Source organism: Paraburkholderia sp. HP33-1, assembly GCF_021390595.1.
Taxonomy (GTDB): Bacteria; Pseudomonadota; Gammaproteobacteria; order Burkholderiales; family Burkholderiaceae; genus Paraburkholderia.
Window position 1 is genome coordinate 3,331,321 of record NZ_JAJEJR010000001.1, and the last position, 15,936, is coordinate 3,347,256.

At 62.9% G+C, this 15,936-nt stretch carries 15 protein-coding genes; 10 read left to right on the plus strand and 5 right to left on the minus strand.

Annotation, left to right across the window (positions count from 1 at the left end; translation table 11 throughout):
• Positions 1-181: 181 nt before the first annotated feature.
• A complete protein-coding gene (locus L0U81_RS15395; RefSeq protein WP_233803975.1) occupies positions 182-1,246 on the plus strand; it encodes a glycosyltransferase family 4 protein in 1,065 nt (354 codons plus the stop codon).
• Between the two features lie 300 nt (positions 1,247-1,546).
• On the opposite strand, the gene L0U81_RS15400 is transcribed toward L0U81_RS15395, so the two are convergent.
• Positions 1,547-1,849 carry an H-NS histone family protein gene (locus L0U81_RS15400; RefSeq protein ID WP_233803977.1) on the minus strand — a complete coding sequence of 101 codons (303 nt, stop codon included), beginning with the start codon at positions 1,847-1,849 and terminating at the stop codon, positions 1,547-1,549.
• Between the two features lie 285 nt (positions 1,850-2,134).
• Between L0U81_RS15400 and aqpZ the strand changes: the two genes are divergently transcribed.
• From aqpZ to L0U81_RS15415, 3 genes are all read left to right on the plus strand, one after another.
• On the plus strand, positions 2,135-2,875 hold the full coding sequence (gene aqpZ / locus L0U81_RS15405; RefSeq protein WP_233803979.1) for an aquaporin Z: 741 nt from the start codon (positions 2,135-2,137) through the stop codon (positions 2,873-2,875).
• 172 nt (positions 2,876-3,047) lie between these two features.
• Positions 3,048-3,764, plus strand: a complete 717-nt coding sequence (locus L0U81_RS15410; protein ID WP_233803981.1) for a histidine phosphatase family protein — start codon at positions 3,048-3,050, stop codon at positions 3,762-3,764.
• A gap of 285 nt (positions 3,765-4,049) precedes the next feature.
• Complete coding sequence (locus tag L0U81_RS15415; protein ID WP_233803983.1) at positions 4,050-4,343, plus strand: PXPV repeat protein; 294 nt, start codon at positions 4,050-4,052, stop codon at positions 4,341-4,343.
• Between the two features lie 118 nt (positions 4,344-4,461).
• On the opposite strand, the gene L0U81_RS15420 is transcribed toward L0U81_RS15415, so the two are convergent.
• Together L0U81_RS15420 and L0U81_RS15425 are read right to left on the minus strand one after the other, a co-directional pair.
• On the minus strand, positions 4,462-5,283 hold the full coding sequence (locus tag L0U81_RS15420) for a Cof-type HAD-IIB family hydrolase (protein ID WP_233803985.1): 822 nt from the start codon (positions 5,281-5,283) through the stop codon (positions 4,462-4,464).
• 57 nt (positions 5,284-5,340) lie between these two features.
• Entirely contained in the window at positions 5,341-6,222 is an 882-nt protein-coding gene (locus L0U81_RS15425) for a BadF/BadG/BcrA/BcrD ATPase family protein (protein ID WP_233803987.1), read from the minus strand.
• A gap of 140 nt (positions 6,223-6,362) precedes the next feature.
• Between L0U81_RS15425 and L0U81_RS15430 the strand changes: the two genes are divergently transcribed.
• Both L0U81_RS15430 and L0U81_RS15435 read left to right on the plus strand, forming a co-directional pair.
• The gene (locus L0U81_RS15430; protein WP_233803989.1) at positions 6,363-6,959 is read left to right on the plus strand and encodes a DNA-3-methyladenine glycosylase I; all 597 of its coding nucleotides are present in this window, start codon (positions 6,363-6,365) and stop codon (positions 6,957-6,959) included.
• Between the two features lie 212 nt (positions 6,960-7,171).
• A complete protein-coding gene (locus tag L0U81_RS15435) occupies positions 7,172-7,597 on the plus strand; it encodes a hypothetical protein (protein ID WP_233803991.1) in 426 nt (141 codons plus the stop codon).
• A gap of 101 nt (positions 7,598-7,698) precedes the next feature.
• On the opposite strand, the gene rpsU is transcribed toward L0U81_RS15435, so the two are convergent.
• Positions 7,699-7,911, minus strand: coding sequence for a 30S ribosomal protein S21 (gene rpsU, locus L0U81_RS15440; protein WP_006050883.1), 213 nt, complete (start codon positions 7,909-7,911; stop codon positions 7,699-7,701).
• Positions 7,912-8,329: 418 nt separating this feature from the next.
• Complete coding sequence (locus tag L0U81_RS15445; protein ID WP_233803993.1) at positions 8,330-9,271, minus strand: aldo/keto reductase; 942 nt, start codon at positions 9,269-9,271, stop codon at positions 8,330-8,332.
• A 270-nt stretch (positions 9,272-9,541) separates the two neighbouring features.
• Here L0U81_RS15445 and L0U81_RS15450 point away from each other — a divergent pair, with 270 nt between their 5' ends.
• The 4 genes from L0U81_RS15450 to L0U81_RS15465 all read left to right on the plus strand — a co-directional run bounded on the left by L0U81_RS15450 (position 9,542) and on the right by L0U81_RS15465 (position 15,936).
• The gene (locus tag L0U81_RS15450; protein ID WP_233803995.1) at positions 9,542-11,008 is read left to right on the plus strand and encodes a flagellin N-terminal helical domain-containing protein; all 1,467 of its coding nucleotides are present in this window, start codon (positions 9,542-9,544) and stop codon (positions 11,006-11,008) included.
• 154 nt (positions 11,009-11,162) lie between these two features.
• Positions 11,163-12,716 (plus strand): flagellar filament capping protein FliD, encoded by a 1,554-nt coding sequence (gene fliD / locus L0U81_RS15455; RefSeq protein ID WP_233803997.1) that lies wholly within the window; start codon positions 11,163-11,165, stop codon positions 12,714-12,716.
• Positions 12,717-12,735: 19 nt separating this feature from the next.
• Complete coding sequence (locus L0U81_RS15460; protein WP_233803999.1) at positions 12,736-13,056, plus strand: flagellar protein FliT; 321 nt, start codon at positions 12,736-12,738, stop codon at positions 13,054-13,056.
• 297 nt (positions 13,057-13,353) lie between these two features.
• Complete coding sequence (locus tag L0U81_RS15465; protein ID WP_233804001.1) at positions 13,354-15,936, plus strand: O-linked N-acetylglucosamine transferase family protein; 2,583 nt, start codon at positions 13,354-13,356, stop codon at positions 15,934-15,936.

A 15,936-nucleotide genomic window follows, 5' to 3' on the forward strand; every position in this document is an offset into this window, starting at 1 on the left:
GTTTCGCGCTGTAACAACATTAAGCGTTTGAAAAATAACTCGAATTACCACGGTCGATCCCGATAATGAATGCCAAGGGATTACCCGATACCTATTCGAAGCCCCCCCGGTAAGTAGCAAAACTGTCATGGGATCCGAGTCAGCGCCAGGCGCCAGCTCCGATCGACACAGGAGAAAACGCATGCGAATCGCACAAATCGCGCCGCTCTACGAAGCTGTCCCGCCGAAACTCTATGGCGGCACCGAACGTGTCGTGTCGTATCTGACCGAAGCGCTGGTCGATCTCGGCCATGACGTCACGCTGTTCGCGAGCGGCGACTCGGTCACGTCCGCGAATCTCGAGGCGTGCTGGCCGCGCGCGCTGCGCCTCGACCCGACGGTTCGCGACGCATTGGCGCCACATGTGCTGATGATGGAAAACGTCCGCAAGGTCGCGCACGAGTTCGACGTGCTGCACTTCCACCTCGATTACATGCCGTTCCCCCTCTTCACGACAATGGACACGCCGTTCGTGACCACGCTGCACGGCCGTCTCGATCTGCCGGAATTGCAGCCGGTGTTCGACGCGTTCTCGCACGTCCCGGTCGTGTCGATTTCGGATTCGCAGCGCATTCCGCTGCCGCAGGCCAACTGGCTGAACACGATCTATCACGGCCTGCCGGACCAGCTGCTGACACCACAGCCGCACAAGAAGCCCGAATACCTCGCGTTCCTCGGCCGCATCTGCCCCGAAAAGCGCGTCGATACAGCTATCAGGATCGCCGCGCAAAGCGGTCTGCCGCTGAAGATCGCCGCCAAGGTGGACAAGGTCGACATGGAGTACTTTAAGCGCGAGATCGAGCCGCTGCTGTCGATGGCTCATGTCGAGTTCGTCGGTGAGATCAACGAGGCGCAGAAGCCCGAATTCCTGTCGGGCGCGAAGGCGCTGCTGTTCCCGATCGACTGGTCCGAGCCGTTCGGCCTCGTGATGATCGAGTCGATGGCTTGCGGCACGCCGGTTATCGCGTTCAACCGCGGCTCGGTGCCGGAAGTGATCGACCACGGCGTGACCGGCTACATCGTCGAGGACGTGCAGGGCGCGGTTGCCGCTCTGCAGCGTCTCGACGAGTTGTCGCGTACCGAAATCCGCGCGCAGTTCGAACGCCGCTTCAGTTCGAAAACGATGGCGCGGAACTATATCGACGGCTATGCGGCGTTGATTGAAACGACGCGGCGCCCGGTATTGCGCCAGGTGGCGGTCGGCTAAGCGCGTTTGAAAACGGCCGTCGCTTTGCGGCCGGCCGTTTTCGGTACGGTTTGAACCCGCGCTGCGAACCTTCGCTTATAACGGCCAATAGCGGATGAATCCGATGTCGAAATCGTTTGCGCGAGTGGAAATCGAAGTTATCTCGCTGTCGGACGCCAAAAAAGCCGCCCCATTCGGGCGGCTTTTTTTAATATAGGGATGGTTGCGCTTCCATGCCGGATTAGCGCGCGGCCAATCAGCCGAACAGCAAAAAAACCTTCAGTCCGCTTTCACCCCGTCTCACCTAAGCGCGGGCGGAAATCAGGCGGAGCCAATCAGGAAGCGCTCGCGATTCTTGCCGACGATCCATTTAGGCGGTTTTCCGCGCCCGCTCCACGTACTGCCTGATTTCGGATCCTGGTATTTCGCCGGCAGCGGCGCCTTCTTGGGCGGGCGGCCCCGCTTGGCCGCGACTGCGAAGCCGAGATCCTGCGCGGTCAGACCGTATTCGGCGATCTTTTGGCGGATGTCGGCGACGACATTCTCGATTTCCGTGCGTCGCGCTTCTTCTGCCTGTGCCTGCAATCTGGCGATCTGCGCCTTGAGGTCTGCATATTGAGACATTCGGTTCTCCCTCTCTAGAACTCATTCGACCGCAGACTAGCTGTAATTATAAAAATCCGCAATGGCCAGTAATACCGGTTTAGGAATTTTCCTCTGATAATTATTAAAGCATGTGAATTGTAAAACCCGCGTCTTATCTCACAATAACTTATAAATTCTGTCCGAATTGACAATCCTTGACACCTGATTTGGCGCTGACTCCCTAGAATTGCGCGCTCAGGGTCCGCACTCGTCCTTTTTCGATGCGTGCTTCTGAAGTACCCATTCTTTTTAGGATTACCGACCATGCAGTTGTCAAAGCGCCTCGTTGCCGAACTGTTCGGCACCTTCTGGCTCGTGCTCGGGGGCTGCGGCAGCGCGGTTCTCGCCGCCAATTTCGCCGGACCGCTTCACGGGCTGGGGATCGGCTTCGTCGGCGTGTCGCTGGCCTTCGGCCTGACCGTGCTGACGATGGCCTTTGCGATCGGCCATATTTCGGGCTGCCACCTGAATCCGGCGGTCAGCGTCGGTCTGACGGTCGCCGGCCGTTTTCCGGTGCGTGATCTGCTGCCGTACATCGTCGCGCAGGTGATCGGCGCGGTGCTCGGCGCATTCGTGTTGTCGCTGATCGCGTCGGGCAAACCGGGCTTCGACCTCGTCGCGAGCGGCTTCGCGACCAACGGTTACGGTGAGCAATCGCCGGGTCACTACTCGCTCGCCGCCGCCTTCATTTGCGAAGTCGCGATGACGGGCTTTTTCCTGTTCGTGATTCTGGGCGCGACCGACCGCCGCGCGCCGGCCGGCTTTGCGCCGATCGCGATCGGCCTGTGCCTGACGCTGATCCACCTGATCTCGATTCCTGTCACCAACACGTCGGTCAATCCGGCTCGCTCGACAGGCCCGGCGCTGTTCGTCGGCGGCGCGGCGATCGATCAGCTGTGGCTGTTCTGGGCCGCACCGATCATCGGTGCGGTGATCGCGGGCGTCGTCTATCCGCTGATCGCCGAAGATCGCAGCAACAATGCGTGGAATCCGGCGCTCGACTGACGGCCAGTTCGCCGCCTCTGTCGCGTGATCGTCATTTAGTCAGCATCAATGGGCGCCCCGGCGGCCATTTTCATTGCGACATCCCATTCGATATGAATGCCGCGGCGACCCCGTGCAGGCGCGCACCGCTGCTAGAATCGGGCGACTTCCCAGCCTCGTACAGGTGCTTTCGATGAACCGTTTCCGCGGATTCCTGCAAGGAGTCGCACTGTCGCTCGGCGGCTTGTGCGCGAGCACGGCGGCGTTGCCGGCCGTGGCCGCGACAGGCGGCAATATCGAAACGCTCGTCTTCGTTCGACACGGCGAGAAGCCTGCCCAGGGCTATGGCCAGCTCGACTGCCAGGGGCTCAACCGTGCGCTCGCGTTGCCGGCTGTCATCGCCGCCAAATTCGGCAAACCCGATGCGATCTATGCGCCGGACCCCGGCCAGCAGAAAGACGACAGCGGTCATGCCTACTATTACGTGCGCCCGCTCGCGACGATCGAGCCCACCGCGATTCAATTCCAGATGCCAGTGCAAACGCCATACGGCTTTGCGCAGATCGACCAGCTCGGCAACGCGCTCGTCGTTCCGGCCAATCGCGGCAAGCTGATCGTCATCGCGTGGGAGCACAAGCTGATCGAGAAACTGTTGCAGCAGATGTTGAGCGCGCATGGCGGCAACGCCGCCGATGTCCCTGAATGGCACAGCGACGACTTCGACAGCATTTACATCGTGCAACTCGACTGGCGCAACGGCACACCGCGCGCGAGCTTCAAACACGATCGCGAAGGACTCGACGGACGGGCAAGCGATTGCCCTTGCGCGGCATTGCCGGGAGACTCGGCGCCCTCCGCTGGTGCAGCCGCTTCCGCAATTTCGGCCGCTTCGGCGCGTGCTGCGGATTAATTGGGCTATACAGATGTAAGCCGTGATTACGCTTGCTGGCGCGTCAATCGGCAAACGTGCGCGACCAGCCGCCGGCTGACTTGAGTTGAATGGCCGCGAATCCCGGTGCGGCACGGCTCAGAACGAAACAAGCTGACTGAGCAGAGCGCACGCGCCATGTTTCCGCCTGCCGTCAATGACTTCGACGATGCTTGCAGTCCGTAACATCTCGTCGCAGTCCACTCCGCCCCGAGTGCGTACATTGGTCCTGTGCGACACACCTACGTCGCCTCACAGGAGAGCAACATGAAACGCATCGTCACTCACTTGCTGGTTGCTGCCGGCCTCGCGGCGGGCGCGTGCGGTGTCGCGCAGGCGCATACGGATCTGAGCGTCGGCCTGTCGCTCGGCGCCCCGGTTTATGCCGCCCCCGCGCCGGTCTATGTGGCACCGGAGCCGGTGTATTACGGCGGCTGGGATCATCGCTACGAGCGCGGCGGCTACTACCGCGACTATCACCGCGATGACCGCGGGTGGGGGCGCGACGACCATCGCTGGGGTCACGATGATCGCGGCGAGCATCGCGGCTGGCGAGATTGATGAGCGTGAACGCGGACGGCCCTTCGGCCGTCCCCTTGCTTCGCATTGCGCGAGCAACTTCTGCGGCCCGCATCCCCACTAGTGGATGCGGGCCGTTTTCAATCGCAGTGACGACGGATCAGGGAGACAGTTCGTCGTTGAGCGCGAACAGTTTGCGCAGATGATGCGCAACACCTGCCTCGAAATTGTTGCCGATGCGTGGCACATGCGGCAGGCGCGTGATGAGATCGGGATTGGCGTTGTTCATCATGAACGGATGGCCGGCCGTCTCGAGCAGGTCGATGTCGTTCATGTTGTCGCCGAACGCGACGCAATGCGACGCGTCGACACCGAGGCGTTTGAGCACGATCTGCAGCGCGCGCCCCTTCGACACATTCGCGGTCATCACTTCGAGACAGTCCGGCAACGAATACGTCACGTACAGACGCTCTCCGAATTCGCGTTCGAGATTGGCGGCCACCTGCGCGAGATCGGCGGGATCGCCCATATACAGCGCCTTTGCAATGTCGACGCCATCGTGCTTCGGCAGGTCGGTCACTTCGTAAGTGAAGCCCGAGTCCTGGTGGAATTCCAGCAGATGGGGCGCATCGCGGTCGATGAGCCACGAATCGTCTGCAAACAGACTGACGATCACTCGACCATGCGCGCCGACAATTTCGGGCTGCACGAGACGCTGGACGATCGCTGGCGGCAGGTCGTCGGCGTGGATAACCGCGTTGTCAGGCGCGTGAATGCGCGCGCCGTTCGACGTAATCAGATACGGATTGATGCCGAGCAGATCGCGGATGCCCGCGACGTCACAGTAATGCCGCCCCGTTGCGATCACGAATCGCAGCCCGTCACTTTCGAGCTTGCGCACCGTGGCGACCGTGAACGGGTCCACCTGGTGATCGGCGTTGAGCAGCGTGCCGTCGAGATCCGTGGCGATGACTTTATACATGGTGAAGTCCAACGGCCGAGCCGTCGAGGCAGCGTCAAAACGTCTATTTTACAGGTCTCATCCAGCAAGCCGCTGCGCCTCGCGCTGCGCCAGTTGCAAGCCGCCATGCGCCGAATCCGCCCGCGGTTCGCGCAAACGCGCCTGATACGCCTGCGGCATGTACTCCCGCAACGGCGCGCCGAGGCCGCCGCACAGCGCTACCGGCAGCGTGCCCGTCGCGTCCAGCGCGGCGATCATCTTGCCGACTTCGACGCCAGCCTCGTCCAGCAGCCGGGCCGCAAACGGATGCGCGCGGTGCTCGATCGCGATCGGCGCGAGCCGCGCATAGGCAGTCTGATTGGCCGCGCACAGCCACACGACGAGACTGTCGCGATCCTGCGCGCCGGTGTGCGCGAGCAGCGCATGCGCGAGGTCGTCGATGGGCACGCGGCCGTCGAGCGCCTGTTGCGCGTGCACGATCAGCCGGAGTCCAAGCCACGCGCCGCTCGCTTCGTCGCCCGACGGAAAACCGTAGCCGCTGGCCATGCGGAATTCGCCGTCGCTCGCAAGCGAGGCAGCGACGCTGCCGGTGCCCAACGCGACAATCACCCCGGGCGCGCCGTCGTGCGCGCCGAGTAGGGTCGTGTAGGCATCGGATTCGACGGCCAGTCCGGCTAGCCGCGGCGCCTGCTCGTGAAACTCGGCGAGCCAGTCGCGGTTGTTGACGCCCGCGAGTCCGCAACCTAGCACGCAGCGCGACCAGTCCAGCGCGATTCCGGCCCGCTCGAACGCTTCGCCGGAGGCGGCCTGAATGGACTGCCACGCGCGCGGGATGCCGAGCCCAAGACCCGACGGGCCGCTCGCCGCCTGCGCCAGTTCGCGGCCCTGGGCGTCGCCGAGCACGACGCGCGTGCCGGTGCCGCCGCCGTCGACGCCAATCAGAAAGAAGTCGTGGTTCATCGAATCGAATCAGTTCCGTGGGTGAATAAGACGTAGCGTGGCAGGTCAGTTTGAATCGCGCAATTGGCCGAATGGCCAGCTTGCGGCGTACCCCGCTTCCGCTATGCTGGCAAACGACATGACCACGCGGGAGCGCGACAGTGACACAACGATGCAACTGGGTATCGAGCGAAGCGCTCGCACAGTACCACGACACCGAATGGGGCGTGCCGTCGCGCGACGACCAGCACCTGTTCGAGATGCTGGTGCTCGAAGGTGCGCAGGCCGGTTTGTCATGGTCGACGATACTCAACAAGCGCGCCGGCTACCGCCGCGCGTTCGCCGACTTCGACATCGACAAGGTTGCGGCCTTCACGTCGAAGCACGTGGATGCGCTGATCGCGGACGAAGGCATCGTACGACATCGCGGCAAGATCGAGGCGGCCATTCTCAACGCGCGCGCCGTGCAGCAGATTCAGGCTGAACATGGCTCACTCGCGAATTTCGTGTGGTCATTCGTCGACGACAATCCGATTCAGAACGAATGGGCTTCGTATAAGCAAGCGCCCGCGAAGACGGAAGTATCGGACGCGCTAAGCAAGGCGCTCAAGCACTACGGCTGCAAATTCGTCGGCTCGACGATCTGCTATGCGTTCATGCAGGCGGTCGGCATGGTCAACGATCATGAGACGACTTGCATGTGCCGCGAGCGATGCGCGTCGCTGGGCAAGAAGGGGCGCCGTCGTAAGGCGGAGTGAGGCGGCGGAGCTCCTCTCTGCGCCGAAGGTTCGGGGCCTGGCGCAGCGGATCAAGGAGACTCCTGAGCGGGACGGGCAAAAGCACGAATTGGGGCTCTTTCACGCGCGTAGTCGGCCCTTCGTCGGCCGCCGCATGACGGATACTCGTCGCCATGCGCTCACGCGATGCCCCACGAAAAAAATACCACCGCGCCGGCCGCGGGAGACCAACCATGAAAACCTTCAACTTCCTGACTCATCAGGACATTTACGACCGGTCGGTCACGCATCTGTTGGACCAGAAACGCACCGCGTTGCTGCCGAGAGGCGGCGGTGCCTACCGCGGCTATTGCGGCGGCTGCCCGGTCGGTAACTTCATCAAGCCGCGCGACTACATGACCGCGATGGAAGGTGTGCCGGTCCGCTTCATCGGCAAACCGCCGGCCGAAATTCCCGCTTACATGGACGCCGGCGTGGCCGCGCTGAACAAGGCGCTACTGCGGGCACGCATCAACGTATATGACCCGGTGACAATCGCTCTGCTCAGTTGCCTGCAAAATGTGCATGACGCGTTCGGCACCTGGGAATGGCACGACCGGCTGGGTTCGATCGCGCGCGAGTTCGGTCTGTCGGCCGAGCGGCTAAGGAGCGCGGTGTAACAACGACACGCAGACGGCAAAAACGGGCGCCCCAAAAGCAAAACGGCGATGTGGCTTCTTTCGAAGCTCACACCGCCGTTCGGCGTGCGTAAAAAGCGTGCTTAGTGCAGCTTTTTCGGGAGCATCTGGCTGCGCAGACGCTTGTGGAGGCGCTTAACAGCTGCAGCCTTCTTGCGTTTGCGAGCCGTGGTCGGCTTTTCGTACGATTGACGCTCACGCAGTTCAGCGATCAGGCCATTCTTTTCGATTGCGCGACGAAAGCGGCGAATTGCCACTTCGAACGGCTCGTTTTCCTTCAGAAGAATCGTCGTCATGTAATTCCTAACTCAATCACTAGATACGGGTTTAATTGCATGGCGGTAACCGCTCAGGTCACCAGTCACGCGCCGGCCCTCCGGTCGCTCCGATTCATGGCCAGTAACAGGCAAACGCAGAGCTGATAGACAACCCCGGCCAAACCACGAATGAAGCGAGAGGCAAAGCGGCCACGGAGGCCGGAAAAGAGAGGTGGGGAGTTCACCGCGGAACGCGGACAGACGTAGTGCAAAAGCCGCGTCTGTTGCCGTTTCGCCAACCTTTCATCAATGAAAAACACTGACGAAACAGGCAAAGATCTCAATTCACTCCCGATGATATCAGGAAACTCTCCATCGTACCAGGGGGTTACCAATTGCGCCAGGCTTTTCCCTAACCTTGGCCGCCCCCGCGTCAGCGGCCGAGAGGCCCGCCCCATCAGGCGCTCGCGTCATCCAGCTCACGGATATCGTCGGCTGTCAGGGACAGTTGGACGGCCGCGACCAGGCTCTTCAACTGCTCGACCGAGGTCGCGCTGGCAATAGGGGCCGTAACGCTCGGCCGCGCGATCAGCCATGCGAGAGCGATCGCGGCCGGCGTGCTGTCGTGCCGTTGCGCGACGTGGTCGAGCGCGCCGAGAATCCGCAAGCCGCGGCCGTTCAGGTATTTCTCGACCCGGCTGCCACGCACCTTGCCGGCCAGATCGGCCTCGCTGCGATATTTGCCCGACAGAAACCCGCTCGCGAGGCTGTAATAGACGACCACGCCGAGATGATGCGCGAGCGCCACCGGCTCGCTGTCGCGTTCGTATTGCGCGCGGTCGTACAAATTGTATTCGGGCTGCAGCAACTGATACTCGGGCAGCCCGTGCTGGCGCGACACCGCAAGCGCTTCCTCGACGCGCGCGCCGCTGTAGTTGGACGCGCCTATCACACGCACCTTGCCCGCCTCGATCAGCTTCTGATACGCGCCGAGCGTTTCGGCGAGCGGCGTGGCGGTGTCGTCGTCATGGGAAAAATAGACGTCGATGTAATCAGTTTGCAGGCGACGCAACGAGTCTTCGACCGCCGCCTGGATGTTCGCGGCCGACAGCCCCTTGCGCAGCGGATGCTTCGACACCTTGGTCGCGAGCACGATCCGCTCGCGCTTGCCGCTCCGGCGAAACCACTTGCCGAGGATCGTCTCCGACTCGCCGCCCTTGTTGCCGGGCACCCAGGCAGAGTAGACATCGGCGGTATCGATGAAGTCGAGTCCAGCGTCGACGAACGCATCGAGGATCGAAAACGACGTCGCCTCGTCGGCGGTCCAGCCAAATACATTGCCGCCGAACATCAGCGGCACGACCTGCAATTCTGAACGGCCAATCCTGCGCTTCTGCATGATTTCTCCGGAATCGGTAACGGGCAGGCGAACGAGGATACGCCCACTTCCGCTCACCTGCTGCGCATCACGCTGGCGAGGCTGCATGCGGCTCGCAGCCCGCAAGCCCCGCCTGGCACGGCAAACAATCAGGGCGCCATTACAAAAAGTTGCTCAAGTTTTTTGGAGGCGGGCCGTCAACCTTCACTGAGGCGGCCAGCAATGAACACGTGCTTCCGCCGATGCCACCACTGGCAGGTTTAGGGCTCATGCCTCTACAGGAGAATTTTCATGCTTAGCATCAACAGTAATATCAACTCGCTGACGGCTCAGGAAAACCTGACTGGTTCTGGCAGCGCGCTGTCGCAAGCCATTACCCGCCTGTCGTCGGGCAAGCGCATCAACAGCGCGGCGGACGATGCGGCTGGCCTCGCGATCTCGACGACCCTGCAAACCGCGATCAACGGCCTGAACCAGGGCGTTTCGAACGCGAACGACGGCGTGTCGATGGTGCAAACGGCAAGCACCGGCTTGAGCCAGATCACGCAAAGCCTGCAAACGATCCGCTCGCTCGCGAACGAGGCATCGGGCGGCTCGCTGTCGGCAAGCAACCAGGCAGCACTGCAACAGGAAGTTGCACAGCAAGTCGCTGAAGTGAACCGTCTCGCATCGCAGACCACGTACAACGGCATCAACCTGTTGAACGGTACGGCGGGCAACGTCTCCGTCCAGGTCGGCGCGAACGTCGGCCAGACGATTTCGATCAACCTGAGCCAAGGCGTCTCCGCCGCATCGTTGGGCAGCGGTCCGGTGCAGTCTGGCAACACGCTCGGCACCATCACGGGTCTCGACCTGACCTCGACCGGCGCAGCGAACTCGGCCGGTGGCGCGGGCGCGATCACCGCGATCAACATCGTCTCGAACGGCACCGGCGGCTTCACGTTCACCGACCAGAACAACCAGGCGCTCTCGAGCACGGTGTCGAGCAACCTGTTCACGGTCACGGGCACGGCGAGCGGCATCGACGGCATCGCCGTCAACTCGGGCGGCGGTCTGACTATCGCCAACCAGCTCGCGTCGATCAACAGCGCTGAAACTGGCTTCGGTTCGACGGCGTCGTCGGGCACGGTTCTCGGCGTCCTGTCTGGCCTTAACCTGAACCCGGCGACGGGCAGCGCAGCTGCGTCGGGCACCGCGAACGCGATCACGTCGATCACGGTCGAGGCGAACGGCAGCGGCGGCTTCCAGTACGTCGACCAGAACGGCAACCAGCTGTCGAGCAGCGCAGCAAGCGGCCTGTTCGCAGCTTCGTCGAGCAGCGGCACCCTGGCTTTCGCCGCCGGCGCGACCCCGACCAGCACGATCGGCGCGAACGGCGTCAGCACGGCTAGCGCGGCAAGCGGCGCTACTACGCTGAACCTGATCAACTACAACAACACGCCGACTTCGGTTTCCAACGTGGACGTCAGCACGACTGCAGGTGCGAACCTCGCGATGGAATCGGTCGACAACGCACTGGCGACGATCAACAACATCCAGGCAACGCTGGGCGCGGCGCAGAACCGACTGACCGGCATCTCGACGTCGCAGCAGGCAGAGTCGACCGACCTGTCGAGCGCACATTCGCAGATCACTGACTCTGACTTCGCGCAGGAAACGGCGAACCTGAGCAAGGCGCAAGTGCTGCAACAAGCTGGTATCTCGGTGCTGGCACAGGCAAACTCGCAGCCGCAGCAAGTCCTGAAGCTGCTGCAGTAAAGAGGCCTTAAGTAGAATGCGCGGACGAGCCGTCGGTCACCGGTAGCTCGTCCGCGTAGTCAATTTATCGGGAGGCGTCGCCTCCCTTAATCTCGTCAGAACCCCGCGGTTCGCCGCACGTATCGCCGCGGTCTGGAGCAGGCAGGAGCGCAACATGTCGACAGTCACCTCGAGTTCCACTACATCGACCACCTCGTCGGTCGCCTCAGTACAGGCCGCCGCCCAAACCGCGCTGAAAGCGGCGGCGCAGTCGATCATTTCCGGGGCGACAGGCAACAGTTCGCTGGACGTATCCTCGCTCGTGACCGCACTGGTCAGCGCCAAGACAGCCGGACAGACGGCAGCGTTAACCGCCGAAGCAACCACCGACAACACCCAGATTTCTGCGATTGGCCAGCTTTCCGCGGCGCTTTCCGCGCTGCAGGTCAGCGCCGCGCCGCTCTACAACGGCTCCATGCTGACGTCGTTCACCGCGACGACTAGCGGCTCCGGCATCACGGCGACTGCAGGGTCGGGCGCCGTCGCCGGCACCTATTCATTGGACGTCACGCAGATCGCGTCGGCGCAGAGCATCACGTCCGCGGCCTTCAACACCACCACCGCGGCGGGCCTCGGCACCGGCACGCTGAACGTGTCGGTGGGAAGCAAGTCGATGAGCCTCAACATCACGAGTGCGAACGACAGCCTGAGCGGCATCGCCGCGGCCATCAACTCGTCGGACAGTAATCCCGGCATTTCCGCGGCGGTCGTCACCGGCAGCGACGGGCAACACCTGGTGCTCAGCTCGACTTCGACCGGCGCCTCGAACACGATCAACATTACCGTCTCGGGCACGACCTCCACCACCAGCGCGCTCAATCAGCTCGCGGTGACGACGACCGCGGCGAGCGACGCCACATCCGGCAGCACTTCGACGGTTAGTTCCTCGAGCGGCTGGACGCAAAGCTCGGCCGCGCTGGACGCCGAGTTCACGGTCAACGGCACGGCGGCGACCAGCTCCACCAACACGGTGACCAGCGTGCTGAGCGGCGTGACGCTCAACCTTACGTCGGCCGCAGTGGACTCGACCGGGAAGTCGCCGCAGACGCTCACCGTTGCCGCGAACACCACGCAGCAGGCGACCGACGTCGAGAACTTCGTGAGCGCCTACAACACGGTCGAGAGCACGATCAGCTCGCTCACGTCGTTCAACTCGAGCGCGGCGGCCGGCTCGCAAGGCGGCCCGCTGCTGGGCGACTCAATGGTCAATATGATCCGGCAGGCGCTCGGCAGCATCGTGGGCAACAGCGTCAGCTCGTCGGGCGTTACGTCGACCCTCGCGTCGATCGGTGTCTCGCTGAACGCGGACGGCACGCTGTCGGTCGACTCTTCCACGCTCAACACGGCGCTGCAAAACAATGCGTCTGGCGTATCAGCACTGTTCAACCTGACCAACGGTATCGGCCAGCAGTTGAACACCGCGATCACGACCTACACGCAGAGTGGGGGGCTCATCGACAAGCGCACGGCCGTGCTGACAGCCGACCTGAAGAACGTCACCACGCAGTCGAACGCGCTCAGCGCCTACGCGCAGCAGCTGACGACACAGTACAACAACGAGTTCAGTGCGCTGAACACGCTGATGGCGAGCACCAACAACGACACGCAGTATCTGACCCAGCTGTTCGGCGGCACGAACACCTCGGGCACGCTCAACAAGAGCAGCTGACGGTTAGGAGAATAGTCTGATGAGCGCAGAGCGGATGGAAATGAGCCAGGCGGAACTCGTCGGGCGCGTGTTCGACTTGACCGAGGCGATCAGCCTTGCCGGCCAACTTGCCGACTGGCAACGCGCCGCGGGCCTCGCCGAGGAGCGCTCGCAGCTCGTGCGTTCGATCCGACGCGAGCAGGACGCCGAGTCGCTGCAGCTCATCGGCCGCATCCTCGAAATGAACGGCGCGATCGCGAACGACGCGCGGACCTATCGGGACGAGCTGACAATCGAATACCAGGCAGCGGTCGCGCGCACACAAGCCGCACAGCAATACAACCGCGTCGCTCTCTTCTGACGAAGCCGAAACATCCCGCGAATCGCAAGTCGGTTCGCACCAGAAAAACGCATAACAACAATCACGCCGCATCACGGGCGTGCCAGTTCGACTCAAGCCCGCCTGCTGCGGGCTTTTTTTACGCCTGCGCGGTCAACGCCTGTCACTCGAGGTGAAATGCGGGTGATTCCACCCGCTGCTCGGCCAATCGCCCAAAACCGGGGCCGCTAGACTACATCGAGAACTGTGCGCCCACATTCGGTCGACGCGCGAAACACTGGCACCTGATGCCACCGCCCCAGGCGATGAAGGACATATATGAGCATCGATGCTGAGCTGCAGCAGCCGGCGGCTGAAGTCACTTTTTCAACGCTTCCCACCGAGCTGGACGCGCTCGCACGCGAATTTGCGCTAACCATCGAAACCCTGGCTGCGCGGGATATGCACGACAGCGCCGAGGCATTGGCGCACCAGATGGTGCAAATCGTCCCGGGACATTCACTGGGCTGGAAGACGCTCGCCTTCGCGCATCTGCGTAGAGGCAACCTCGCCGAGGCGCTCGCGCCGCTGGAGCGGGCGGGCGCACTTCCTCCAGAAGACGCCGAACTGAAGCGCCACCTGGGCGCGGCCCGAGCCCTACGCGACGCGCTCGCGGCCGATAGCCGGGGCGAGTATGCGCAGGCCGGAGCGCTCTATCAAAACGTGCTCGCCGTGTACCCCATGCATCCCGACGCGAACCACCGTCTGGGTGTGGTGGCGATCCGACTGCACCAGCCCGAGGCCTCGCTTCCCTATCTGGAGCGGGCAATCGGCGCAAATCCCAACCAGCTGCAGTACTGGGCCAACTATATCGACGGTTTGCTGCAGGCCGATCAACTGAAGGCGGCATGGCTTGTGCTCGAAATGGCGCAGCAGCGCGGTCTGGCCGGACCGGCGATCGACCAGTTGATTGGCGTCATGACGAAGTTGTCGACCGAAGGCGCGCAAAAGCTCGCACGCCCTGTGGCTGCCGCGCCTGGCGTTCCCGCAGGCCACGCGCAATCGACAGTCGACTCGACGCAGCCGCTCCAAACGCCGGAAAAGGCGCGCGCCCGCGGACATCAGGGGCGCCAGACGACGCCTACCGAGCAGCAGATGGCCGAGCTGGCCCGTCACTACAACACCGGACAGACCGATCAGGCGCTCGTCGCCTCGCTCGAGTTCGTGCAGCGATTTCCCGCTCACGCGTTCGGCTGGAAAGTACTGTCGGTCACGCTGCACAAGCTCGGTCAGTATGACGAAGCGCTCCAACACGCGCTCACCGCGCTTGAAGTCGCGCCCGAAGACACGGACGTTTTGCAAGTCGCGGCCGGTGTGTTCGCGTCGAAGGGGCGCTACGAGCAAGCCGAGACGTTATGCGCACGTCTGCTGCAGCTGCGGCCCAACTATGGCGAAGCCTACCGCGTCATGGGTGTCATCAAGTCCGCCATCGGCCGCTTCGACGAAGCGGAACGCTTGTGCCGCAAGGCGCTCGAGCTTGCCGGCACGTCGGGTATGACCTGCAACCCGCTCGGTGTGACGCTGATGAAGATGGGTCGATTGAGCGACGCTGCCGCCGTCTTTCGCGAGGCGATCGGTGCGGACCCCGACAATGACCTGGCGTACAGCAACCTCGCTTTCTGCCTCACGCACAGCGAGAACATCGCCCCCCAGGAACTGTTTGCGGAGCACCGCCGCTTCGCCGAACGTTTCGAGGCACCGCTCAAGCCGCACTGGCCGCAGCACACAAACACCAAAGATCCCGCGCGCCGCCTGCGTGTAGGCTTCATCTCCGGCGACTTTTGCCACCATGCGGTGGCCAACTTTCTGGAGCCGGTGCTCGAGCATCTCGCACGTGACAACAACCTGTCCCTGCATGCGTATTCGAACACGTCGATCCACGACGAAACGACTGAGCGCTTGCGAGCCCTGTTTGCGCACTGGCGGCACGTCGTCGGCATGCAGCACGAAGCCGTGGCGGACCTGATCCGCGGTGATCAGATCGACATTCTGATCGATCTGGCCGGCCACACCGCCGAGAACCGGCTGCGCTGCATGGCACGCAAGCCTGCGCCACTCCAGGCCTCATGGATCGGCTATCCGGGAACCACGGGCCTCGAGGCGGTAGATTACTTCTTCGCCGATCACTACTGGGTGCCCGAGGCGTTCAAGCAGCAGTTCACCGAGCACATCGTGTATTTGCCGGCCGTCGCGCCATTCCAGGCGGACAAGCTGTGCCCGCCACTGAACATGTCCCCTGCCCAGCGAAACGGCTATGTGACTTTCGGCAGCTTCAACCGGCTCGACAAGCTGCGCCGCGACGTGATCGCGCTCTGGGCGCGCGTGCTGCACGCGGTACCCGGTTCGCGGATGCTGATCGGCGCGATGCCGCGTGACAACGGTGTCGGCGAGCTGGTCGAGTGGTTCGCTGAAGAAGGCATCGTAAAGGAACGCCTTGATTTCCGCGCCCGCTCGAGCGTGCCGGTCTATCTGCAGCAGCATCACCACGTGGACATCTGCCTCGACAGCTTCCCCTTCTCCGGCCTGACCACGGTGTTGCATTCGCTCTGGATGGGCGTGCCGACGGTCACCCTGCCCGCCGACACCGTACCTGGCCGCAGCGGCTACACCGCGATGTCCCACGTCGGTCTGGAACAGTTCATTGCGACCAGCAAGGATGACTACGTACTCAAGGCTGCGGCCGCGGCTGCGGACGTACCGGCGCTCGCCGCGATTCGGGCAGGCCTGCGCGAACGGTGTCAGCAGTCCGCGATGTTCCGCCCTGAGCAAATCGCCAACGGCATGAGCGATGCGTTGCGTGTGATGTGGCGCCGCTGGTGCGAGGGTCTGCCTGCGCAGAGCTTCGACGTCTCATCCAGCTAA

What these genes read in the sequence shown, in the direction of transcription:
- L0U81_RS15395 (WP_233803975.1), top strand. Translation starts at nt 182, where the DNA reads ATGCGAATCGCACAAATCGCGCCGCTCTACGAAGCTGTCCCGCCGAAA.
- L0U81_RS15410 (WP_233803981.1), top strand. Translation starts at nt 3,048, where the DNA reads ATGAACCGTTTCCGCGGATTCCTGCAAGGAGTCGCACTGTCGCTCGGC.
- L0U81_RS15400 (WP_233803977.1), bottom strand. Translation starts at nt 1,849, where the DNA reads ATGTCTCAATATGCAGACCTCAAGGCGCAGATCGCCAGATTGCAGGCA.
- L0U81_RS15465 (WP_233804001.1), top strand. Translation starts at nt 13,354, where the DNA reads ATGAGCATCGATGCTGAGCTGCAGCAGCCGGCGGCTGAAGTCACTTTT.
- L0U81_RS15445 (WP_233803993.1), bottom strand. Translation starts at nt 9,271, where the DNA reads ATGCAGAAGCGCAGGATTGGCCGTTCAGAATTGCAGGTCGTGCCGCTG.
- aqpZ (WP_233803979.1), top strand. Translation starts at nt 2,135, where the DNA reads ATGCAGTTGTCAAAGCGCCTCGTTGCCGAACTGTTCGGCACCTTCTGG.
- L0U81_RS15460 (WP_233803999.1), top strand. Translation starts at nt 12,736, where the DNA reads ATGAGCGCAGAGCGGATGGAAATGAGCCAGGCGGAACTCGTCGGGCGC.
- L0U81_RS15415 (WP_233803983.1), top strand. Translation starts at nt 4,050, where the DNA reads ATGAAACGCATCGTCACTCACTTGCTGGTTGCTGCCGGCCTCGCGGCG.
- L0U81_RS15420 (WP_233803985.1), bottom strand. Translation starts at nt 5,283, where the DNA reads ATGTATAAAGTCATCGCCACGGATCTCGACGGCACGCTGCTCAACGCC.
- L0U81_RS15435 (WP_233803991.1), top strand. Translation starts at nt 7,172, where the DNA reads ATGAAAACCTTCAACTTCCTGACTCATCAGGACATTTACGACCGGTCG.
- L0U81_RS15450 (WP_233803995.1), top strand. Translation starts at nt 9,542, where the DNA reads ATGCTTAGCATCAACAGTAATATCAACTCGCTGACGGCTCAGGAAAAC.
- L0U81_RS15425 (WP_233803987.1), bottom strand. Translation starts at nt 6,222, where the DNA reads ATGAACCACGACTTCTTTCTGATTGGCGTCGACGGCGGCGGCACCGGC.
- rpsU (WP_006050883.1), bottom strand. Translation starts at nt 7,911, where the DNA reads ATGACGACGATTCTTCTGAAGGAAAACGAGCCGTTCGAAGTGGCAATT.
- fliD (WP_233803997.1), top strand. Translation starts at nt 11,163, where the DNA reads ATGTCGACAGTCACCTCGAGTTCCACTACATCGACCACCTCGTCGGTC.